At 38.1% G+C, this 23529-nt stretch carries 20 protein-coding genes and 1 pseudogene; 18 read left to right on the top strand and 3 right to left on the bottom strand.

All coding sequences use genetic code 11. The annotated features are described in order from the left end of the window. The first annotated feature begins 214 nt into the window (after positions 1-214). From wecB to AB4249_RS12750, 16 genes are all read left to right on the top strand, one after another. On the top strand, positions 215-1339 hold the full coding sequence (wecB, locus tag AB4249_RS12825) for a non-hydrolyzing UDP-N-acetylglucosamine 2-epimerase (RefSeq protein WP_229648302.1): 1125 nt from the start codon (positions 215-217) through the stop codon (positions 1337-1339). Positions 1340-1356: 17 nt separating this feature from the next. Continuing rightward, positions 1357-2634: a UDP-N-acetyl-D-mannosamine dehydrogenase gene (gene wecC / locus AB4249_RS12820; RefSeq protein WP_229648303.1), complete on the top strand. Its 1278-nt coding sequence runs from the start codon at positions 1357-1359 to the stop codon at positions 2632-2634. Then, complete coding sequence (gene rfbB, locus AB4249_RS12815) at positions 2634-3722, top strand: dTDP-glucose 4,6-dehydratase (RefSeq protein WP_372103495.1); 1089 nt, start codon at positions 2634-2636, stop codon at positions 3720-3722. Before wecC ends, rfbB begins: the two co-directional genes overlap by 1 nt. Then, positions 3722-4597, top strand: coding sequence for a glucose-1-phosphate thymidylyltransferase RfbA (gene rfbA, locus AB4249_RS12810; RefSeq protein WP_229648305.1), 876 nt, complete (start codon positions 3722-3724; stop codon positions 4595-4597). Before rfbB ends, rfbA begins: the two co-directional genes overlap by 1 nt. 7 nt (positions 4598-4604) lie before the next feature. Next, the gene (locus tag AB4249_RS12805) at positions 4605-5018 is read left to right on the top strand and encodes an FdtA/QdtA family cupin domain-containing protein (RefSeq protein ID WP_372103490.1); all 414 of its coding nucleotides are present in this window, start codon (positions 4605-4607) and stop codon (positions 5016-5018) included. Further along, positions 4999-5448: an acyltransferase gene (locus AB4249_RS12800; protein WP_229648307.1), complete on the top strand. Its 450-nt coding sequence runs from the start codon at positions 4999-5001 to the stop codon at positions 5446-5448. Before AB4249_RS12805 ends, AB4249_RS12800 begins: the two co-directional genes overlap by 20 nt. Continuing rightward, positions 5445-6548: a DegT/DnrJ/EryC1/StrS aminotransferase family protein gene (locus AB4249_RS12795; RefSeq protein WP_229648308.1), complete on the top strand. Its 1104-nt coding sequence runs from the start codon at positions 5445-5447 to the stop codon at positions 6546-6548. Before AB4249_RS12800 ends, AB4249_RS12795 begins: the two co-directional genes overlap by 4 nt. Next, the gene (locus AB4249_RS12790; protein ID WP_229648309.1) at positions 6545-7807 is read left to right on the top strand and encodes an O-antigen translocase; all 1263 of its coding nucleotides are present in this window, start codon (positions 6545-6547) and stop codon (positions 7805-7807) included. The genes AB4249_RS12795 and AB4249_RS12790 overlap by 4 nt, the downstream gene beginning before the upstream one ends. 3 nt (positions 7808-7810) lie before the next feature. Then, positions 7811-8785 carry a glycosyltransferase family 2 protein gene (locus tag AB4249_RS12785; RefSeq protein ID WP_372103486.1) on the top strand — a complete coding sequence of 325 codons (975 nt, stop codon included), beginning with the start codon at positions 7811-7813 and terminating at the stop codon, positions 8783-8785. A gap of 5 nt (positions 8786-8790) precedes the next feature. Beyond that, positions 8791-9627, top strand: a complete 837-nt coding sequence (locus AB4249_RS12780; protein ID WP_372103483.1) for a glycosyltransferase — start codon at positions 8791-8793, stop codon at positions 9625-9627. Positions 9628-9862: 235 nt separating this feature from the next. Further along, positions 9863-10993 carry a hypothetical protein gene (locus tag AB4249_RS12775; protein WP_372103480.1) on the top strand — a complete coding sequence of 377 codons (1131 nt, stop codon included), beginning with the start codon at positions 9863-9865 and terminating at the stop codon, positions 10991-10993. Between the two features lie 15 nt (positions 10994-11008). Beyond that, on the top strand, positions 11009-12106 hold the full coding sequence (locus AB4249_RS12770) for a hypothetical protein (RefSeq protein WP_372103477.1): 1098 nt from the start codon (positions 11009-11011) through the stop codon (positions 12104-12106). Between the two features lie 2 nt (positions 12107-12108). Beyond that, positions 12109-12621, top strand: coding sequence for a DapH/DapD/GlmU-related protein (locus tag AB4249_RS12765; RefSeq protein WP_229648314.1), 513 nt, complete (start codon positions 12109-12111; stop codon positions 12619-12621). Continuing rightward, positions 12621-14741 carry a bi-domain-containing oxidoreductase gene (locus tag AB4249_RS12760; RefSeq protein WP_229648315.1) on the top strand — a complete coding sequence of 707 codons (2121 nt, stop codon included), beginning with the start codon at positions 12621-12623 and terminating at the stop codon, positions 14739-14741. The genes AB4249_RS12765 and AB4249_RS12760 overlap by 1 nt, the downstream gene beginning before the upstream one ends. Positions 14742-14786: 45 nt before the next feature. Further along, positions 14787-16415 carry a heparinase II/III family protein gene (locus tag AB4249_RS12755; protein WP_372103499.1) on the top strand — a complete coding sequence of 543 codons (1629 nt, stop codon included), beginning with the start codon at positions 14787-14789 and terminating at the stop codon, positions 16413-16415. A 2-nt stretch (positions 16416-16417) separates the two neighbouring features. Continuing rightward, positions 16418-17641, top strand: coding sequence for a glycosyltransferase family 4 protein (locus AB4249_RS12750; protein ID WP_229648317.1), 1224 nt, complete (start codon positions 16418-16420; stop codon positions 17639-17641). 130 nt (positions 17642-17771) lie between these two features. On the opposite strand, the gene wecA is transcribed toward AB4249_RS12750, so the two are convergent. Next, a complete protein-coding gene (gene wecA, locus AB4249_RS12745; RefSeq protein ID WP_229648318.1) occupies positions 17772-18833 on the bottom strand; it encodes a UDP-N-acetylglucosamine--undecaprenyl-phosphate N-acetylglucosaminephosphotransferase in 1062 nt (353 codons plus the stop codon). A gap of 250 nt (positions 18834-19083) precedes the next feature. Next, positions 19084-19522, bottom strand: a pseudogene (locus AB4249_RS12740) (MATE family efflux transporter); the annotation flags it as partial. 165 nt (positions 19523-19687) lie between these two features. On the opposite strand from AB4249_RS12740, the gene AB4249_RS12735 reads away from it, so the two are divergent. Together AB4249_RS12735 and AB4249_RS12730 are read left to right on the top strand one after the other, a co-directional pair. Beyond that, positions 19688-20812 carry an LPS O-antigen chain length determinant protein WzzB gene (locus AB4249_RS12735; protein WP_229648319.1) on the top strand — a complete coding sequence of 375 codons (1125 nt, stop codon included), beginning with the start codon at positions 19688-19690 and terminating at the stop codon, positions 20810-20812. A gap of 313 nt (positions 20813-21125) precedes the next feature. Next, positions 21126-22154 carry an IS110 family transposase gene (locus AB4249_RS12730; RefSeq protein ID WP_017065108.1) on the top strand — a complete coding sequence of 343 codons (1029 nt, stop codon included), beginning with the start codon at positions 21126-21128 and terminating at the stop codon, positions 22152-22154. 249 nt (positions 22155-22403) lie between these two features. Here AB4249_RS12730 and AB4249_RS12725 read toward each other — a convergent pair whose 3' ends face one another. Next, the gene (locus AB4249_RS12725; RefSeq protein ID WP_372103471.1) at positions 22404-23312 is read right to left on the bottom strand and encodes an IS5 family transposase; all 909 of its coding nucleotides are present in this window, start codon (positions 23310-23312) and stop codon (positions 22404-22406) included. Positions 23313-23529: the final 217 nt, after the last annotated feature.

The following is a 23529-nucleotide window of genomic DNA, read 5'->3' as shown; positions in this document are numbered from 1 at the left end:
GGCTTCGTAATCTTGCCCTGGGTTGGACAAGAGCCGTTTTGCGGCCTATTGGGCGGTTTTTTAAAGTAAGCAAAATTTAGACTTTATAAGGGATGGGCGAAAGTCGACTGTCTTAGAATGAATAAAAAGTGTTTCAGTGTCTTAAAATTGACCGATAATAAACGCTATAAAAATCAATTATTTAATTTAACCTGCCGGTTGGAAACTTCATAAGATGACTAAGAAAAAAATCCTTACGGTTTTTGGCACACGTCCAGAAGCCATCAAAATGGCACCTCTTGTTCATGCTCTAGCGGCAGATGATCGCTTTGAAGCAAAGTGCTGTGTAACCGCTCAACACCGTGAAATGCTTGACCAAGTTTTAGAGTTGTTTGAAATCACGCCAGACTATGATTTGAACTTAATGAAAGTCGGTCAAACGCTTAACGAAGTCACCGCGCGTATTTTGTTAGAGCTTAAACCAGTACTAGAAGATTTTAAACCTGATGTGGTTTTAGTGCATGGTGATACTGCAACGACGTTTGCCGCTAGCCTAGCTGCTTACTACGAGCAAATCGCAGTAGGTCATGTGGAAGCTGGTCTTCGTACCGGCAACATTTACTCACCGTGGCCAGAAGAAGGTAATCGCCGATTAACGGGCGCGTTAACCAAATATCACTTTGCACCAACTCAAACATCAAAAGAAAATCTTTTAAAAGAGAACTTTAATCAAGAAGATATTTTAGTAACGGGGAATACCGTAATTGACGCTTTGTTAATGGTAAAGAGCAAAATTGATTCTGATAGAAATTTGAACGCCACGCTTTCTGCTCAATTCCCGTTCTTAGATGAAAACAAAAAGTTAATTTTGGTTACCGGCCATCGCCGTGAAAGTTTTGGTGGCGGTTTTGAGCGCATCTGTGAATCTCTTGCAATCACCGCTAAAGCGTACCCGGACACGCAAATCCTATATCCGATGCATTTAAATCCTAATGTCCGCGAACCCGTCAATCGTATATTAGCGGGTATCGATAATATTCATCTTATTGAACCTCAACAGTATCTGCCATTTATTTATTTAATGAGTCGCGCGCATATTATTTTAACCGACTCGGGTGGTATTCAAGAAGAAGCGCCTTCTCTAGGTAAGCCGGTATTGGTAATGCGCGATACGACCGAGCGACCAGAAGCGGTTGGTGCGGGTACGGTTAAATTAGTTGGAACTGACGTAAATATGATTACAGCGAACTTACAGATTTTATTGACTGATAAAGCTGCATATCAAGCAATGAGTTTTGCACACAACCCATACGGGGATGGGCAGGCTTGCAAAATAATTTTGAACGAATTAGCAAAATAAAACTTTAGGGAAGCATAATGTCTTTTGAAACAATTTCAGTTGTAGGCTTAGGTTACATCGGGCTACCGACAGCAGCAATGTTTGCATCAAGAAAGTTAAGAGTGATTGGGGTAGATGTTAGCCAACATGCAGTGGACACTATTAACCAAGGTAAAATACACATTGTTGAACCTGATCTTGATATGTTAGTGCAGGCAGCCGTAACTGAAGGCTACCTAAAAGCGGTTACAAAACCTGAGCCTGCAGATGCATTTTTAATTGCTGTACCTACTCCTTTCAAAGGATGTGCTAAAGGAGAAGTTCCTGAGCCAGATCTTCGTTATATTGAGGCTGCGAGCAAAGCAATTGCACCTGTTCTAAAAAAAGGTGATTTAGTTATTTTAGAATCAACATCTCCTGTTGGTGCGACTGAGCAGATGGCTGATTGGCTGGCCGAAGCTCGTGCTGATCTAAGTTTTCCACAACGCGCTGGTGAACATGCGGATGTAAATATTGCACATTGTCCTGAGCGTGTTCTACCTGGTCATGTTGTTCGTGAACTAGTTGAAAATGATCGAGTAATTGGTGGTATTTCAAAACGTTGTTCAGAGCGTTCAGTGGAGCTATATAAAAACTTTGTTGTGGGCGACTGTGTTATTACTAATGCACGTACTGCAGAAATGGCCAAACTAACCGAAAATAGTTGTCGCGATGTGCAAATTGCTTTTGCGAATGAATTGTCAGTTATTTGCGATAAGTTAGATATTGATGTGTGGGAATTAATCTCTTTAGCAAATCGTCATCCTCGAATCAATATCTTACAACCAGGGCCAGGTGTCGGTGGTCATTGTATCGCAGTTGATCCTTGGTTTATTGTTTCAAAAACACCAGCTGAAGCGCAAATTATACATACAGCGCGAAAAGTGAACGATGCAAAGCCTGAATGGGTCATTAATAAAGTAAAATTAGCTGTTGCAGACTTTCTACAGGCAAACCCGACTAAAACAGCTGCAGATGTACGCATTAGTTGTTTTGGTCTTGCATTCAAACCGGATATTGATGATTTACGTGAGAGCCCATCATTATCGATAGCTCAAAAAATTGCAGCAGAGCACCCTTCAGTAGTTAGTTTTATTGAACCAAATATATCTAAGCTTTCTTCTTCATTTTCTAATAATGCAAAACTAGTTGAATTAGATGAAGCAATTAATAAAACGGATATAGCTGTCTTGTTAGTTGATCACTCAGAGTTTAAAAAATTACAAAAGCTACCAGAGAACCTCGTTATTGTGGATACAAAGGGAGTATGGGCATAATGAAAATTTTAGTTACTGGTGGTGCAGGCTTTATTGGCTCAGCAGTTATCCGACATGTTATCAGTAATACATCGAACAGCGTTATAAACGTTGATAAGCTCACTTATGCGGGTAACTTAGAGTCACTTGTCGATGTTGATTCAAATGAACGTTATGCATTCGAACAAGTCGATATCTGTAATCGTTCAGAACTTGACCGTGTTTTTGCTGAGCATAAACCGGATGCGGTAATGCACTTAGCTGCTGAGTCGCATGTTGATCGTTCTATCACTGGTCCTGCTGCATTTATTGAAACGAATGTAGTTGGGACATATACGTTATTGGAAGCTACACGCGAGTACTGGAATAAACTTGAAGATCAAGCAAAAGCAGAGTTTCGCTTCCATCATATATCTACAGATGAAGTTTATGGCGACCTTCCTCACCCTGATGAAGTTCCTGAGGGGACAGAGCTCCCAATGTTCTTGGAGACGACATCTTATGAACCATCTAGCCCTTATTCTGCCTCAAAAGCATCAAGTGACCATTTAGTTCGTGCATGGCTGCGTACTTACGGCCTGCCAACTATCGTCACTAACTGTTCAAATAACTACGGCCCGTATCATTTCCCTGAAAAATTGATCCCACTGGTTATTCTCAATGCGTTGGAAGGAAAAGATCTTCCTCTATACGGAAAGGGTGACCAAATTCGTGACTGGTTGTTCGTTGAAGACCATGCTAGAGCGCTCTATAAAGTAGTGTCCGAAGGTAAAGTAGGAGAGACCTACAATATTGGTGGTCATAATGAAAAGCAGAATCTTGAAGTTGTAAACACTATTTGTGACATCCTTGACACATTAGTTCCAAAAAACACTAAGTATGCCGAGCAGATAACATATGTACAAGATCGCCCAGGTCATGATCGTCGCTATGCTATTGACTCATCTAAGATGCAACGAGAATTAGGTTGGACACCGGATGAGACTTTCGAAACGGGCCTTCGTAAGACAGTGCAATGGTATTTAGATAACTCTAAGTGGTGTCAAAATGTGCAAGATGGTAGTTACCAACGCGAGCGCCTAGGTGTAGTAACAGGAGATATGAAGTAATGAAAGGTATTGTATTAGCTGGTGGATCTGGTACTCGTCTTTACCCCCTGACTCGCGGAACATCAAAGCAGATGCTACCTGTCTATGATAAACCAATGATTTATTATCCAATCTCAACCCTTATGCTAGCTGGTATACGAGATATACTAATTATTACAACTCCTGAAGAGCAAAATGGATTTAAACGTCTGTTAGGTAATGGCGTTGATTTTGGTATTAACCTGGAATATAAAGTACAAGAAAATCCAGATGGTCTTGCTCAGGCTTTTATTATTGGTGAAGATTTTATTGGCGAGGATTCAGTTTGTCTTGTTTTAGGAGATAACATTTTCTACGGTCAAGGTTTTTCTGATTCTTTACAATACGCTTCAAAAATGTCATCTAGAAGTGAATCCGCTTATGTCTTTGGCTATCAAGTAAAGGATCCTGAAAGGTTTGGTGTAGTAGAGTTTGATAAACAAATGAAAGCCATTTCAATAGAAGAAAAGCCTTTAAAACCTAGGTCAAATCATGCTGTAACAGGGCTTTACTTTTATGATAATAGTGTTATTAAAAAGGCTAAACAAGTTAAGCCCTCTGAGCGTGGTGAGCTAGAGATCACCAGCATAAACCAAATGTACTTGGAAGAAGGTCATTTAAATGTTCAGTTGTTAGGCCGCGGATTTGCTTGGTTGGATACTGGTACTCATGAAAGTCTACACGAAGCATCAAGCTTTGTAGAAACTGTTCAGCATGTTCAAGGCTTTAAAATTGCTTGCTTGGAAGAGGTAGCATGGAGAAATGGTTGGCTAACAAATGAGGAACTGACTAATTTAGCCAAACCAATGTTAAAAAATGACTATGGTAAGTATCTGATAAATATAATTAAAGAGTAATATTTCTATGGATATTAAGATTATACAATTTCAAAGCCACGGTGATGATAGAGGGGCGTTGGTTAGTCTTGAACAATGTGAACATATCCCTTTTGATATACAACGTGTTTATTATATTTTTAATACTAAAGAAGAAACCAGGCGTGGATTTCATGCGCATAAAAAGCTAAAACAATTAGCAATTGTGTTAAAAGGCTCTTGTCGGTTTTTGTTGGATAATGGTAAAGAGAAAGTTGAATTGTTTTTAGATAACCCTGCTCAAGGCTTATTTATCGACTCATTTATTTGGCGTGAAATGTTTGATTTCAGTGATGATTGCGTTTTAATGGTTCTAGCTGATTCTATATTTGATGAATCAGACTATATAAGGGACTATGAGGAATTTATTAAGGTAGTTAATAGTGATTCACCAACTCTCTGATGTTCAAGCTAAAAATATTGGTATGAATACCAACATTTGGCAATTTTGCGTGGTTTTACCAAACGCATCAATCGGTTCTAATTGCAATATATGCTCTCACTGCTTGATTGAAAATGATGTTTCAATTGCCAATAACGTTACTATAAAAAGTGGAGTGCAAGTTTGGGATGGCATTACGATAGAAGATAACGTATTTATTGGTCCTAATGTTACATTTACAAATGATAAAACACCGCGTTCTAAAAATTACCCAGAGCATTTTCTTAAAACCATTATTCAAAAAGGTGCCTCGATCGGTGCTAATAGCACAATACTCCCTGGAATTATTATTGGCGAAGGCGCTATGGTTGGTGCCGGTTCAGTTGTAACGAGAAGTGTTGCGCCGTTTAGTACAGTCGTTGGTAACCCTGCAAAAGAGATAAATAAATGATCCCATTTTTAGATTTGAAAAAAATCAATGAATTGCATGCGAAAGAGTTGAAAAAGGCGTGTTCTCGTGTAATAGATTCAGGTTGGTATTTGATGGGAAAAGAGCTCGAGCACTTCGAGAATGATTTTTCACATTATTGTGGTACCAAATATTGTGTTGGGTTAGCCAATGGCCTCGATGCTCTAACTATAACAATAAGAGCTTGGAAGGAGCTGGGTAAGCTTAAAGATGGTGATGAGGTTATTGTACAGTCAAATACTTTTATTGCTTCAGTTTTAGCTATAACGGAAAATAATTTAATTCCAGTTTTAGTAGAACCAGACCAATTTACGTATAATTTGACACCTTCTTCTATTCAAGCTGCTATTACCGAAAAAACCCGATTAATTTTACCGGTACATCTATACGGTAATATTTCTCCAATGTCTGAAATTATCCAAATAGCTAATGAATACAATATATTAGTTCTAGAAGACTGTGCACAATCTCACGGTGCTAATATCGCTGGAAAGAAATCTGGTAGCTGGGGTAACGCAGGAGCATTTAGTTTTTACCCTGGTAAAAACTTAGGTGCTTTAGGAGATGCAGGTGCGATAATCACGAATGATCTTGAATTGGCCAAGACTGTCAAAGCTATAGGGCAGTATGGTTCTTTTAAAAGATACGAACATGCTTACAGAGGTGTTAACAGTCGTATGGATGAAATTCAAGCTGCGATGTTATGTGTGAAATTGAAGAGTTTAGATGAAGATATTAAAATAAGGAGAGAGGTAGCAAATAGATATTTGACTGAAATCGATAACCCTCTTATTGGTCTACCTCATTTAGATGATCAAAATAGGCATGTATGGCACTTATTTGTTGTGCGAGTATGTGAAAGAGAACATTTTATTGAGTATATGAAAAAATCTGGTGTAGATACATTGGTACATTATCCAACCGCTATATCTAAACAGATTTGTTATGAAGATGAGATATTTGAAGGTACAACGAGTGATGGAAGTCTTCACAATGAAATCGTTAGCATTCCAATTTCTCAAGTTATGTCTCGAGAAGATATTTCATTCATAATTGAAACTATAAATAGCTATTCCAAATGAAACTGGCATCAGTAGCCTTTTTAGGTGCAGCTTTAACTTTTATAAGGATGATGGCAGGCTTTTTAGTTTCTAAATTTGTAGCTGTCTATGCTGGCCCCGTAGGCATGGCTATGTTGGGACAGTTGCAAAGCTTTGTTGGTATCTTGAATGGTTTGGTCGTAAACCAGTTATCTCAAGGCGTTGTTAGATACTCAGCAGAGAACCAACGCTTGGGCTTAGTTGCATGTGCGGAGTGGTGGAAAGCTGCTGTTTCAATTGTTGTACTAATGGTATCGACAATTGTCCCAGTTACTCTCATTTTTAACGCATCTTTATCCGCATGGCTGTTTGATAATGATGAATATGGATGGGTTATCGTAACTGCTTGTTTAGTACTCCCTCTCTCAGCTGCAAACTCTTTTAGTCTAAGTGTATTGAACGGCTTTGGTGATAACAAAAAAAATATCACGACCAGCATGATATCGATAATTGTTACTCTTGTAGTAACTGCTTTGGCCCTGTATTTATATGGGGTAATTGGTGGACTAGTTATAGTTTCTGTAACTAGTGCTATTTCTGGTGTGATTGTACTTATTAGAGTAAAGAATGAACCCTGGTTTAAAGTTAAGTACTGGTATGGGAAGGTAGATTATAATAAACGGAAAAAACTAATGGGTTATGTCCTAGTTGGAGTTATTGGGGCTATAACTGGTCCTACATCAGTAATTTTCGTTAGAAACATTATTATAGACGTGTATTCAATGGGGGATGCTGGTATATGGCAGTCAACGGTGAGAATATCAGATGCTTATGTTAGTATATGCACTTTAGGGGTAGGCATGTATTTCTTTCCAAAGGCCGCATCTATTAATAATGATTCTGAGTTGAAGTCAACAACTTTTAAAGTACTTTCACTTCTTATTCCTGTTTCCTTTGTTGGCTTGTTGATTATATATGTATTTAGAGATTTTATAATAAACATTTTATTTACAAGTGTTTTTTTAGAAGCTACTGAACTTTTGAAGTCCCGTTTAATTGGCGACTTTTTTAGAATTGCAGCCTTTATTCCCGCATCCATACTTTTAGCAAAAGGATATTTTAAAACAAATATAGCAGCTGAAGTGTTAATGAATGTATCATTAGTGGTTGGGACCTCAGTTTTTATGGGTGATATAGGACTTAAAACTGTAAACTATGTATATACGTTCAACTATATTTTGTATTTCGTTTTCTCGGTCGCTTTTTTTAACTATCATTGCAAGAAATTAAGGCAGGTTTAAATTATGAGTGTGGCAATAATAACACCAATATATAATGAAGAAAAAAACATATTAAAATGCTATGAAGCCATTAAAAGAATTGAATGGAAAGATATAGAGTGGGTTATTATAAATGATGGTTCTACTGATAGAAGTTCTGAAATAATAAATAATTTACCTAAAGTAAAAAACATAGAGATCAAGTTAATTGAAAAAGAAAATCAAGGTGCATTTTTAGCAAGGAAGTTGGGAGTAAAAGCGACTCAAAAAGATTTTATTACCATTCTTGATTGTGATGATTTTTTATCCGAAGATGCGATTTTAACATGTATGCAAAAATTCAGTGGTAAAGTTGATTTGGTCTGTCATCAATTGATTTTTAAAAATTCTGTTAATGAACGCCCATTTATTTATTCTAATAACATATGGCCAATAGAGGGCAAAGTAGGTTTCTCACAATGTATTGAAAAGTGGGGGCTTCATGGGTTTTTTATTGCGAGAAAATCTTTACTGTTAAAAGTTTATGAAGAATTGGAAAAAGATTGCTATATAAAAGGTAATAACATAAATGACGACGAGTTGTTTTCAAAGTTATGTTTCTATTTCGCAAGGTATATAGATAAAAGTCAAGGAAAGTATTTTTATATCGAAAACCTAACGTCAACAACAAGAAGGTTTCATGAGCAGTTTTATCGTATAGGTAATACCCCTCTCAATTTACTAACGTTCATCAGAAACAATTGTATAGAATTGGAATTTCAAGCTAAGCAATATATCTTTTCGACTGCGAGCGGCTTGTTGTTGAGATATGTCAAGTGGTACTTCAAGTTAACGAATAAATATCAATGGGAAGATATGATAAATTCATTGCTGAACGTTATAAACGGACAAGAGATGCGAAGAATTATTATGAAGTCAGACAAAAAGACAAAACAGTTATCAAAGTTAATTTTCATCAAATTTATCTTAATGGTTGCAAGAGTTAAGAAGGTAAAATAGTAATTATGGAACCATTAGTTACAGTTGTAGTACCATATTATAATCATCAAGATTATGTTATAGACGCTCTAAAATCTATATATAGTCAATCATACAAAAATATTCAAGTTATTATAATTGATGACTGCTCATCGGACGCTGGTTATCAGATTATTCATGATTTTATTAACGAACGTTGTTTAGATTGGACATTTTTGAGGAATGATAAAAATATCGGACTAATTAGAACAATTAAACGCTCCTTGAATTATATTGAAGGTGATTATGTTTGTATTTTAGCTTCTGATGATCAATGGCTCAATGAAAAAGTAGAGCTTCAGGTCCACACTATGGTGAATGCAAAAGTCGATTGCATTTCCGCAGGTTATGAGGAAATACCTAGTGGCAAAAAGTTCAAAGTGCCAATGTTTATCGAGTATTCTTCAAATGATATCATATATGGAAATTATTTTATGCCAGCCTTAAATCTGATGTGGAGTGCTCAGCGCTTCAAATTAATTGCATCAGAAATGAAAGAGGATATAGGTTTAGAAGATTATCATATGCTTTTAGCTCAGTCATTAGTTTATGGGTCAGTATATTGTCTTCCTGAAGTGCTTGGGAAGTATAGGATACATGATAATAATACGAGCTCGAATCGAGATTTTATTTACCAAAAAAAATGTCAGATTATAAAGTCATTCATCGATAAGGGTAAGGTCTTGCCTACATCAGCCTTAGAGTTTCAAACTGCTATTTTTCTTAAGCGAAGTTCTAAATATTTAGAATTAATTAAGTTTCTATTTTTTAGACCCAAAATGGTATTGATCTTTATTAAGGTTAAGTTGGCTAAAAATTATTAATATGAAAAATTACGTTTTGATTGTAATGACACTGTTAACGCTTTCAATATGTGTTGTTTTAGGTGTTGACTATCCTGATTTGAAATTGGAATTGATTATATTATTTATAGTCAGTACCATTTTTATATCTTCAAATACTTTTGGTTCGTTTAGCCCATTATACTTTTTCGTTACAATAATGATATTTTTGGGTTACCATTTAAAGTTGGTTAGGTTACTTCTTTTCGATAGCTCGATGACCGAACCTATTGGTTACTTTAATTACGATTTAGTCAGTTATAGTGAAATGATCAACTTGATTTCAATTGGTCTGTTATCGTTAACTATTGGTAGATTTATTCAGTGTTTATTACACCAATACTTTTTAGAACGTGAACATCTAAACCATCCACCTTTGTGGTTTTCTAACAATCAACGAGTCTCGATAATCACTCTTACAGTAGTTGCCATCATTGTGTTTGGTGCTATGATAAAAAATAACTCAGCGATTGGCTCAACACTTTCGCTACCGTGGCCGTTTCCGCTTGTAATTTCATTTATGGGTTCCTATGGAATTATAATATTGACGTTTAAGTTTATTGAATACAAGTTAGCTTTAAAAGAAAAGGCATCGATACTGTTTTTTATTATTTTGTGTGTATCTATAGTCAGTTCGATAGCTCTTGTTAGTCGTTCAGTTTTTGTTTTTATATTCATACCTATTTTAATGTATTCATTGAATAGGAAAATAATGAATGCATCGTTGTTCTTTAATGTTTCCTTAATTAGCTTTGTTTTTCTGGTTTACATTCTAGGTATTGTAACTATAGCAAGACAAAATGAATTTGAAATTAATACATCTTATCTTTTAGATTTATCAACTGTATTGCCCAAAGGAGTTGAACAACTTCTCTATTTGATCACTTCAAGGTTTGTCGGACTTGAAGGTTTGATGGTCTTTATTGGTAATAAATCTAATTCGATTGACCTTTTTTTATCTCTACTCACAGAAAAAACGTTACCTGGTTCATATACTGTCTATTCTCAGGTAACTGGAGAACTGAGTTATTTAAGTTATGATAGAGATCTATTTCTTTATTATCCTTTTCCTGGCTTTATGGGTTTCTTTCTTTCTTCTGGAAATTATATATTATATTCAATGTCAATAGTTTTTCTGTATGTTTCATTTTCTGTTTTTGAAGTGATTTATGCTAATTTAACCAGGAGTAAATTAATTACTTATTACTTATCACTGACATATGCTATGTTATTTTTACAGTTCTCAGTGGTACCGTTACAGTTATTGAAGAATAGTATATTGTTACTTTTGTTTTTATTGGCGTTTAGATTTTTCGAAAGAGTATCATTAAAAATTCATAATAATTAATAAAGTGAGCACAGCTTGTATATTTTAAATTTCATTCCAATAAAAACCGGTGGTGGTTTACAAAACGTATTAAGTTTTCTACACGGACTCGAAGATAAATCAAAGTATCTTGTCTTTTGTCGCTCTGAAAGTAGTATCGAGAATTATTGTAAAAATAACGATATTTCTTATGTTCCTGTTAATTCCGGTTTTTTATCGCGGTTAAAATTTGAATTAAAAGGATTTAAATTACATGTAAAAAGAGACGATGTTTGCTTTACCTTTTTTGGACCACCAATGATTGGAAGTTTGAACTATTTGTACAATATCTCTGGTTGTGCGTATTCCAATTTGTTTTATAAGGATATAGATTTTTGGGGTTACTTACCAAAATATAAGAGATTCCAAAAGCATTTAATAGATAAATATAGGCTTTATTTTACGTCTAGAAGTGACGAGGTTATTTTTGAAACCGAAGAACTTCGAAATCGCGCTACATTGATGAGCGAGTTTAAAGACTGTCAACTTCATGTTGTCAAAATGGCAGTGAGCAGGCTAGTTAGTGGCGTTACCGACGCTCATGACGAATTTAATTTAGCTGATGTTTCCGGGTATAAATTTTTATTTTTATGTGGCGAACAACCAAATAAACGAGTATATGAGTTTATTGATATTCTTCATGAGCTAAATAAATACGGTGACTTTAAAATCATACTTACAATGAATGAGTGTAGCTATCTCAATCAAATTATGGTTAAGGCTCAGGGTTTAAACGTGTCAAGTAAGATCATAAACTTGAAAACTATACAGCCTCAGTCAGTAAAAAATGTTGTTAGTTATATTGATGGAGTGGTTAATATTGCGAGGTTAGAGAGCTTCTCAAATAATTTCATTGAAGCTTGGGCTATGAAAAAATTATTAATTGTTGCTGATGCTAGTTGGTCAAGAGGTTGTTGTGGAGGTTCTGCAGTTTATATTGAACCAAATAATATTATTCAATCTAGTGTCGAAATATTAAAGGGAATTAATAGCAAAGATCATTATATTGAATCGGGAAGTAAATTACTTCTGTCTCATCCAACACCTGATGAAAAAAATCAGAGTTATTACTCTATAATTGAAAGGTCGAGTTAATAGTGAAATACTTTCTAGTTGTGTCATATGAATTTTTATCAAGATTAATTTTCTCTTTACCTAGATATAGACTTTTTAATAGATTTAAATCATGGTTTTTATCAATTATGGGTGCCAAAATTGATAAAAGAGTTATTTTTTATCCTGGGGTTTGGATTCAACCAGGGAAGAATTTGGTTATTGGATCTGATGTCGACCTTGCATTAGATGTATTAATTACAACATCGGGTGGGGTTCATATTGGTGACAGAACTCTCGTTGGGTATCGCACTCAGATTATAAGCGGTAATCATCGAATTCCTGCCAATAAAGGTCAAATATTCGGCTCTGGTCATGAGTATCAGAAAGTAACAATTGAGCAGGACTGTTGGATTGGAGCTAACTGCACAATTATGCCTGGAGTAACCATCGGTACAGGTTCTGTAGTCGCGGCTGGTAGCATTGTGACAAAGGATGTGGCGCCGTTTTCTATTGTTGCAGGAGTACCTGCAAAACTTATAAAAACAAGGTCCTAATGAAACAAATATTACAAAACATCTCGAACGGCGAAACGAGTTTAGTGGAAGTACCGTGCCCACAAATCAAACACAGCAATGTACTCATTGCGACAAGGAAAAGTTTGGTTTCCGCAGGTACAGAGCGAATGCTAATTGATTTTGGAAAAGCTAACTTCATCGACAAAGCACGCCAGCAACCCGACAAAGTAAAGATGGTACTCGGCAAAATCAAAACAGATGGCTTGATGCCTACTGTTGATGCCGTGCGCTCTAAGCTTGATCAGCCTCTTCCACTCGGCTATTGCAATGTAGGTACAGTTCTGGATAACGGTGGTACAAATTTTGACGTAGGCACTCGTGTAGTTTCCAACGGCAATCATGCTGAAGTGGTAAGAGTTCCTAAAAACTTATGTGCTAAGGTGCCAGATAATGTCGACGACGAATCTGCAGCGTTTACGGTTTTAGGTGCTATTGGCCTTCAAGGCGTTCGTCTTATTAATCCTACATTGGGTGAATGCGTAGTTGTCACCGGTCTGGGGTTAATTGGACTGATTACAGTTCAATTACTTAGAGCAAACGGCTGTCGTGTACTAGGCATTGATTTTGATTCGTCCAAATGTGAATTAGCACGACAACTTGGTGCTGAGACAGTAGATTTATCCAAAGGCGAAGATGCGATTAAAGCGGCTGAGGCATTTTCACGAGGTCGTGGTGTTGATGGAGTTATCATTACCGCTTCAACTAAAAGTAGCGAACCACTAAGTCAAGCTGCAACAATGTGTCGTCAACGTGGACGTATTGTTTTAGTCGGAGTTATTGGACAAGAGATCTCACGTGCGGACTTTTTTGCTAAAGAGTTAACTTTCCAGGTTTCTTGCTCTTATGGTCCAGGTCGTTATGACACTGAATACGAAGAGAAAGGTAATGATTACCCAGTTGGGTTTGTTCGATGGACAGAGCAGCGAAATTTTGAAGCAGTATTAGATATGATGGCTTCCGGAGCGCTGGATGTTAAGCCACTTGTTACTCATCGTTATGCGATTGACGATGCTTTAGAAGCATACAAATGCCTAGACGATAAATCATCGTTAGGTATTGTTCTCGATTATCCAAATAACGACACTGCAGTTTTAACCGCTCGTTCTATAACTTTAAATTCTGAAATTGCTTCAGCGCCATCTTCTGCGTCTTGCGCATTCGTCGGTGCAGGGAATTATGCGTCACGTGTTTTGATGCCCGCTTTTAAAAATGCAGGTGCAAGCTTAAATACTGTTGTAACTAGTGCTGGTATGAGTGCAGTGCACCACGGTAAAAAGCAAGGCTTTGCTAAAGCGTCAACAGACTATGCTGATGTGTTAGCTGATAAAGCTATAGATACAGTTGTTATTGCGACGCAGCACAACCTGCATGCTCAACAAACTCTTGATGCTATTGCCGCCGAAAAGCATGTATTTGTTGAAAAGCCTTTAGCGCTTGCTGAGTCTGAAGTCGACCTTATTGAAAACGCCTTTAATGAAAGCCAAACTAAACCTAAAGTCATGGTTGGCTATAATCGACGTTTTGCACCACATGTTGTGAAAATGAAAGAGCTCTTATCTTCTGTTAAAGGGCCTAAAACGTTCATCATGACAATGAACGCTGGTGATATCCCTTCTGATCATTGGACCCAAGATCCCACAGTAGGTGGTGGACGAATTATCGGTGAAGCATGTCATTATATTGACCTAATGCGTCATTTAGCCGGGTGTAAAATTACAGGCTTTAATGCGATGTGTATGGGGGATTCACCTGGTGTTGCTATTCGTGAAGACAAAGCTAGTATCACACTGTCATTTGAAGATGGTTCAATCGGTACTATTCATTACTTTGCTAATGGCGGTAAAGATTTCCCGAAAGAACGTATTGAAGTGTTCGCTAATGATGCAGTTCTACAACTCGATAACTTCAGAAAACTGGTCGGTTTTGGTTGGAAAGGATTTAGTAAAATGAAATTGTCGAGCCAAGATAAAGGGCAAAATGATTGTTCTAAGGCGTTTGTTGATAGTATCAAAGAAGGCTCTGCATCACCAATTAGCTTTGATGAAATCATTGAAGTTGCGAGGGTTTCATGCCAAGTGGCAGAGCAACTTAGAAAGTAAAATACCAGTAAAGGGTAATAAGGGGCTATGGCCCCTTTTTTAGATATGAATAAAATTTTAAAGATGTACCACACCCTCAAGTACTTAAAGCCCATTCAATTTAGTAACCGAATTTCAAGACGATTCACTAAGGTGACATTTACAACACCAGAAACAACCGTAAATGAAATATCAACAACAAATTGGCAAACATTTTCGGTATTAAATTCATGTTATCAAGGCAATGGTCAGTTTAGATTTTTGAATGTCGTAGATACGGTTAGTGATTGGAATGACGCAACAAAAGCTAAACTTTGGCTTTATAATTTGCATTACTTCGATGATTTAAACCAGTTTGGGTGGCAAGACAGAACTGAAATTCATCATAATTTGGTCAATACTTGGATAGAACAAAACCCGAAGATGATAGGAAATGGATGGGAGCCTTATACTATTTCACTTCGCTCGGTAAACTGGATCAAGTGGTTTTTATCGGGTAATGAACCAAAAGAAGAATGGTTGGCTAGCTTATCATTGCAGGTTCAAGCTTTAGATCAGCAATTAGAATATCATTTATTGGGTAATCACTTATTTGCAAACGCAAAAGCTTTGTTATTTGCTGGTTGTTATTTCAAGGGTGAGTTAGCAGACGTATGGTTAAAGCGTGGTCTGGCTATTTTAAATGAAGAAATCCCAGAGCAAATTCTTGCTGATGGCGGTAATTTTGAACTAACGCCTATGTATCACAACACCATCCTTGCCGATATGCTTGATTTGTATCAGTTAAGCCTTGTCTACCCATATAAGGTTCCGAAAGCTATCAGTCAATACTGGTGTGAACTCATTGGAAAAATGTTGTCATGGGCTGAACACATGCAACATCCCGATGGTGACGTATCCTTTTTTAATGACTCAGCAATGGGTATTGCTCCCAAGCTGGCTAATTTGCAACGCTATGCAGAAGTGCTCAATGTTACGGTTCCTGCCGCTAATAAAGCCAAAGTCACGGAACTAAAAGAAAGTGGTTATGTAGTTGTTCAGGACAATGTGAATAAACTCATGATTGATGTCGCAAAAGTAGGGCCTGATTACATCCCCGGTCATGCTCATGCAGATACTCTTTCATTTGAATTGAGTATTGATGGTCACCGAGTATTTGTAAACAGTGGGACATCGGTTTATGGCTTAGGCGAAGAAAGACTAAGGCAGCGCAAAACCGAAACTCATAATACGGTAGTGGTTGATGACATGGATTCATCTGAAGTCTGGAGTGGATTTCGCGTAGCAAGACGTGCATACCCTAGTCAACCGTTCATTACGGATAATGAGAGCGACATTAGTGTTGAATGTTCTCATGATGGTTACATGCGTTTACCTGGTAAAGTGATGCACACTCGAAAGTGGACATTAACGGAAGGTGACTTATTTATTAGTGACAACCTAACGGGTACGTATAACCACGCAGAAGCCCATTATCACCTCCATCCTGATGTTAAGGTTGAAGGGTTAAATAACGCCAGTCAAGTCAGACTCCACTTGCCGAACGGTACTCAATACACGATTAACGCTGAAGGTGCTGCCATTAAGATACTTGAGACGACATGGCATCCTGAATTTGGCTTATCGATAGCCAATAATAAGCTGGTATTAAATTTTAAACAGAATGAAGTGAACTTTGTTCTAAAGCGAGCGTAGCAATGCATATTCTTTTTCTTACTGATAACTTTCCGCCAGAAGGCAATGCGCCAGCAACCAGAACTTATGAACATGCTATCCGTTGGGTGAAAGCGGGGCATAAAGTGACAGTGATTACGTGCGCACCAAACTTTCCTGAAGGTAAGGTATTTGATGGGTTTAAAAACCGCTGGTATCAAACTCATGATCTCGATGGCATAAATGTCGTTCGTGTAAAAACGTTCATCACTGCTAATGAAGGTTTTGTAAAACGTATTCTGGATTACATGTCATTCATGGTAACGGGCTTTATCGCAGGGCTGTTTCAGAAAAAACCGGATGTCATCGTAGCGACTTCACCTCAGTTCTTCTGTGCTTGCGCCGGTTGGGCGTTGTCAGCCGTTCGTCGAAAACCGTTTGTATTTGAGCTACGTGATATATGGCCCGCGTCTATCACGGCTGTTGGTGCTATGAAGGACAGTTTTGCAATTCGCATGTTAGAAAAAATAGAAATGTTTTTATATCGAAGAGCCGATTCCATTGTTTCAGTAACCCACGCTTTTAAAAAGGAATTGATTGAACGTGGAGTGGATGGAAAAAAAATAGAGGTTGTTTTAAATGGTGTCGATCTGACTAAGTATGAGCCTTCTGTATTTAAAGATGCTGATTTAGCGAAACAATATAACCTGGAAGGTAAGTTTGTAGCCGGTTACATTGGTACTCACGGTATGGCGCATGGCCTAGAACATATTGTAGATGTAGCCGAGCGCTTGCAAGACAATGATGATATCCGAGTCGTATTTGCAGGTGGTGGTGCTGCAAGGAAAAAAGTCGTTGATCTTGTACAGAAAAAACAGCTTAAAAACGTAGTCTTGATTGATAGGCAGCCAAAGGAGATGATGCCCAAACTATGGTCTCTGTGTGACGTTTCATTGGTTCCCTTAGTTAATAGCGATCTCTTTAGAACTGTTATTCCCTCCAAAATATTTGAATGTATGGGTATGGGGATACCAACGATAATGAGCGTGCCAGAGGGTGAAGCTACAGAGATTATCCGTGACACAGATTCAGGATTAGTGGTTGAAAGTGAGAGTGTTGATCAAATCGCGGCTGCAATTTTGCAATTGCATGAGGACAAAAAGTTATATCAGCGAATACGTTACAATAGTACAGAAGCCGCACCAAAGTTTAGCCGAGATATTATGGCGGCGGATATGGAATCTATTTTTACAAAGTATATTGGTTAGTTTTTTTTAAATAATTAACTGCATATTGAAAATATCCAATTTCATATTTTGAAATTGGATATTTTTCTCTTTAAATGATCACGTATGTAAGTTATGTACAGTCTTAGTTTAGTTGTACTTCTGCATTTTGCTATTTAGGGTATACTTTTCTGATATAAGAAGTGATCTTCCAAATGTTACTTAATATCACAAGGTAAACAGCAAAGCAGATGAAAAAAGCATAAAACATGACATATTCTGGGATGTTTAGTATTTCACCGGAAATACCTATCACCGCGTAGAGAGTTGCAATACTACAAATAATGATAAGTGTTTGTGTTGAGCTTAACCCCAAACGCTGGGAAATGTGATGTAAGTGTTCACGGTCAGGCTTAAAAGGAGAGTCCCCTCTTCTTATTCTACGAATCATGATAGCAGCCATGTCCATCAAAGGTACAGCAATTAACCATAGCGCAGTAACTGGACGCAGTGGTGGAGAGCTTCCATTTTGACTAGATAGCAGCAATAGCCAGATCACGGTAAAACCAATCAACATACTCCCTGCATCCCCCATAAATACCTTTCTTTTTCGGCCAAAGGCACCGAGGTTTAGCAGGATGTACGGAATGATCACAACGACTAAGACTAAACAAATGTAGGCTAAATTCGATTGCCCGTCATGGTTAAGCATGATGCCGAGCCCACCAAAAGTTACGATAGATAACCCGCCCAGTAGGCCATCAATTCCGTCGACCATATTAAATGCATTGATCGCTCCCACCACTGCAAGTGTGGTTACAAAGTAACCAAACCAGCCTAGTGTAATAACATCACCGCTACCAAAGACATCACCTATTGTATTAAGCTCAATACCGCCCACAACCATCATGATAACAGATAGCCCCGCTTGTACTGCAAATCTTAGTTTAAAGCTGATGTCGTATTTATCATCTAAAACTCCGATACCAACAAGTATTAGAATACATGCTGCATAGAGTGGTGTATTAGGCAAAGTGTGTGGGTTATTGAATAAGAAATAGAGAATAGAGATACAAATCGACACACCACCAACTAAAGGTATGGCACCGCTATGTAATTTACGAGCATTTGGCTTGTCAACTAATCCTATTTTTTTTGCAAATTTACGCATGGTAAAAGTAGTCGCAAGAGAAAAGAAAAACAGGAAAAGGAGGTCAATAAATGAAATGAGCACGATTCAGCCTAATAATGTATTTTAGAGTATTTTAGAGCATTTGACATCGAGTTGAAAGAAAGGATAGTCATCTATGTGAGGAGACTGTCTCAATGCCTAAACTAAGCCTTAAAGGCTGAGGATAGGCACTATGGACAAGAAAGAGCTCGAAGCGTTCGCCAAGAGGGCGACCAAAGGTATTAAACCAAATGCTGAAGAAGATTGCGGTTGAGGTCGCACTCAATACAGAGATGGATGAGCATTCTGGCTACGAAAAACACAAATCACCAAACAAACTGAAACCGTTGGCTATTGCGCGCCGTGAGTGCCTAGTTCAAGTAAAGGCTTGAGAATGACGTCGATTAGCCTTGCAAGCATCATGATTTTAGCGGTCGTCTTTGTATCGCCACTGGCACGAATGGCACTGTAACCTGCCATTGGGGAAGCTAATAGGGGTATGGTGACATGCCAGTTCAGTATTTAATCAAATATCAAAGGAAGTAACTCAGCCTCGGCACCCAAAAAGGTAAATAAGTCTTCGAGTGTAACAATGCCAACGGCGGAAGCGCAACATACTAGAAGTAGTGTGAGCAATAATCCGTGGCAGGTAAATCTTGCCTCATTTTGGGCGCAGCCTTAACCAAGTAAACGCCCAATACACGTCGAAAGGCCGATACCAACCTCATAGTGATGCAGTTAATCGCCCGTGTTTGTCTTGCATGTAAAACGCAGGTTGAACTAAAATACGACTAGAATACAATGAACAGTTAGTTGTCCGAAGAGTGCTTTAATAAAGCTAACAAGTTGCACAATACTAACAACATACAGTGTGATAGCATTCAGCAGTTATTAATTTAGACTTTGAGAGATTTATAGTGAAGCAACAGAGCCAACCACAGTCGTACTCCCCAGAAAATCCACCGATGCAGAGCTCGAATGATGTAATTAATCTGCGAGAGCTTCTCAAGGCATTGTGGGATGGTAAGTTAGTAATAATATTGATTGTTGCTGTATTTACGGCCAGTAGCGTTGTCTTTGCTTTGTTATCTCAAGAATGGTGGTCTTCCAATGCTAAAGTTACAAAAGCTCAACCATATGAGATTGCGGCATATCAGCAGCAGGTGAAACAGTATCAACCAGTTTTTGATATTTATCAAGATGATGGCACTGTCCTTGTCAGTAAAGATTTGGATAGTTTAGTCGATTCAGATGTGTTGTTCCAACGTTTTGTGAATACCTTTAATTCAACTAATAATAAGAGAAACTTTTTAGATAATAGTGCTGAGTTCCAGGAGTATCAATCTTCTATGCTTAGCAATAGTTCTGATATGGAAGTGGGTGATACCAGAGTCCGATATAGTGCGTGGTTCAATAAAATTTCCGCGTCTAAAGTTGATAAAAATGATCGTAATTCACCACAGATTGTCAGTTTTCAAACAGAGACTAAAGAGAGCAGCTTTAACTTATTAACAGCTTACATTTTGGCGACTGAGTCGAAAGTTCATCAAGATGCATTCAATAACTTGAATGCAGTTGTTAGTGGTAAAAGGAACGAGTTGATTCAACAAAAAAGAATCTTAGAAAGCCAGGCAAGCAATCAATTATTGGTCGAAACTGAGCGAGCAAAATACGCTGCCCAAATTGCTAAGTCTGCAGGCGTCGATAGACCAATCCAAACAGGTAATGAAAAAGAACTGTTTAGTATTGATTTGGGTGCTAAGGGTTTAGATGCAAAAATTAGGGCTTTAGAATCGGTTAAAAATCTGAGTGTTATAGAGCCTCGCCTTCAACAATTAAATGCAAAACTAGAGATGTTGGGTCATCTTGAAATTGACCGTACTGTTGAGTTTCAAACATTTCGTTATATAGAAAACGTTGAACAACCTATTACTCGAGATAAGCCCAAGCGTTCCCTTATTGTCGTTCTCGGAACATTACTTGGTGGAGTGTTGGGTGTTGTGATTGTGCTTATACGTTTTGCGTTTAGGAAAGAAGATTAATACCTTTAATGGCGAGTGGTTAATCACTCGCCATTTTTTATTCCTCCTTACGTACTACCTCTTGAGCCAAGACTGCACAATGAATGGCCATCGTAATTCCAACCAAATACCGATACCTAAAGTGTGGTGGGTTAGGGTTGCTTCCCTTTTACACATAGATCGCCAGACGACCTTAGAACATCATTCAAACCGTGTTAGGCAAAGGCTCTGGCGACAGGGTGTAGTTGATAACTAATAACGGCGTTGTTAATGATATGGACACTTCCACCCACCGTCTAAACTTATAGTCGGTAACATAAATGAGGAAGAGACCATGACCATTGCAACTTTAGGTATCGACTTAGCTAAATCTTCTTTTGCTCTTCACGGAGTAGATTCATCAGGCAAAGTTCTTTTGAAGAAAAATATCAGCAGAAAGAAGTTGTCCGAAACGTTGACCAATATGCCTCCTTGTCTTGTTGGTATGGAAGCTTGCTCCAGTGCTCATTATTGGGCAAGAGTATTCAAGCAATTTGGTCATGACGTTAAACTTATGCCTCCGCAGTTTGTTAAGCCCTATGTGAAATCAAATAAGAACGATACCGCTGATGCTGAAGCAATCTGTGAAGCGGTAACTCGCCCTAACATGCGTTTCGTACCTATAAAATCGATTGAACAGCAATCAATCCTTTCTGTTCACAAAGCTAGAGAAAGGTTAGTTTCAATGAAAACTGGCCAAACTAATCAATTACGTGGGTTGCTGGCTGAGTTTGGTCTTGTCTTTCCTAAAGGAAGTGCATCACTTAACAAGCAGCTCCCTCTGGTTTTAGAGGATGCTGAAAATAATTTGACGCCACCGATTCGCTGCGTGGTTACTCATTTAAAAGAACTAATTGATGAGCTTTCTTCACGAATTAGTGCGTTAACAAAAGAAATTGAACAATGGCACAGTACGAATGTTGATTCTAAAAGAATCGCAGAGATCCCTGGAATTGGCCCTATAACTGCCACCGCACTTGTTGCAAGTATAGGTGACCCCGCATCTTTTAATAATGGACGGCAGGTATCTGCATGGATTGGACTTGTACCTAAGCAGTTTTCAACGGGTGGCAAACAAGTATTGCTTGGTATAAGCAAGCGGGGGGATGGCTATTTACGAAGACTACTAGTGCATGGTGCAAGAGCTGTTCTTGGGCACTTAAAGCAACAGCCAACCACTTATACTCACCGCTGGTTGAATGACTTACTGAAACGAAAACACAAGAATGTTGCAATAGTCGCACTAGCTAATCGGAATGCTCGAATTGCATGGGCTTTATTGGCTAATCAGCAACACTATAATCCTGAATTACTATCTATCTAAAATTGCGCATGAAGTGGAAATGAGAAAACAGGTAAGACCGTGAGTATGGAACTCTGATTTGATCTTAGGACTTTCAAGTTCGTGTTGTTGATAAGAGCATGCTCAGCGGAAATCATTAAGAGTCCTTGAACTCGGATATATGTCTGCAATCTTTTACCTAAAACTTTCAGATTTACTACTTGCCAATAGGAAGTGTCCATATATGATCAAATCAGCTTGAAGATCAACGACACCATATGTAGCTAGCCGTTAGCTTCTAACGGGCATACCTAGTCCTATGACTTTGTTAATCGCTTTGACATTCGCCATGATTTCGCCCACTTGAGCGTTGTAACATCTCAAGCTCAATTTATCGCTTGTTAGTCCTTTATATCGGGACATAGCAGTCTCAGATATTGAACGATAGTGATAACCAGACTCTGTTTTCCATTCCGATATTGTTCCATCTCTCAGAGCCATTACCGCTTTGTTTCTGGGATGACCGTCTTCCCAAAGAGCTGCATTCTTTCGAGGCGGTATTAACGGAGTACAGCCTTTATTTTTCAGAGTCTCGTGGCAATTTTTTGTGTCATATGCTCCATCGGCGGATACGGCAGCGACCTTTCTACGTAGTGGGTTGAGTAACGTCGGTAACACTTCACTATCGCCTACATTTACAAGACTGACTTCCGCACTAACCGCTTCGTGAGTATCCACATCCACAGCTAAGTGCAGTTTGCGCCATGTCCTACGTTTTTCTGTACCATGCTTTTTCACTTTCCACTCCCCCTCACCAAAGACTTTGAGGCCAGTAGAATCAATGGCTATATGGCGAATAGCCCCTCTCGATTTATTGCGATATTTGACCTGAACTGTCTTCGAGCGTTTACTGATACAGGTGTAGTCAGGGGACGTTAGTGGAACATCTAATAGCTCAAAGATAGAGTCGATAAAGCCTTGAAGAGCACGTAAAGGAAGAGAGAAGATGCCCTTAATCATCAAGGCGGTTTCAATCGCTGTATCAGAGTACTGAAAGCCTCTCCCACGCTTACCATGATGAGTTTTGCATCGCCATGCATCTACGGCTGAATCATCTATCCAGAATGTGACCGAACCACGTTTACAAAGAGCCTTATTGTACTCCGTCCAGTTAGTTATCTTCTTGTTTGCTTTACCCATATCACCACCATTCCAATCGTTTCAAATGATCAGATCACAGGACTTGGAAAAGGTTCAACTAATTTAGGCAACAACGCCACTAATAACTAATAGCGAATAGTTAGCTGCAGTTTATCTTCTAAGCTTAACAATGAGATTATGCTCTCAGTTTGGTATTGGTGTTCTGCTTTCACTAGTTTTTGCCTTGTAACAATATAGCGTTGTAGTACTACACATA

The sequence above is a fragment of the Vibrio sp. 10N.261.55.F4 genome, from assembly GCF_041470465.1.
GTDB lineage: Bacteria > Pseudomonadota > Gammaproteobacteria > Enterobacterales > Vibrionaceae > Vibrio > Vibrio crassostreae_C.
The sequence above is the reverse complement of the archived record's forward strand: the minus strand, read 5'-3'. Positions and strand labels throughout refer to the sequence as shown.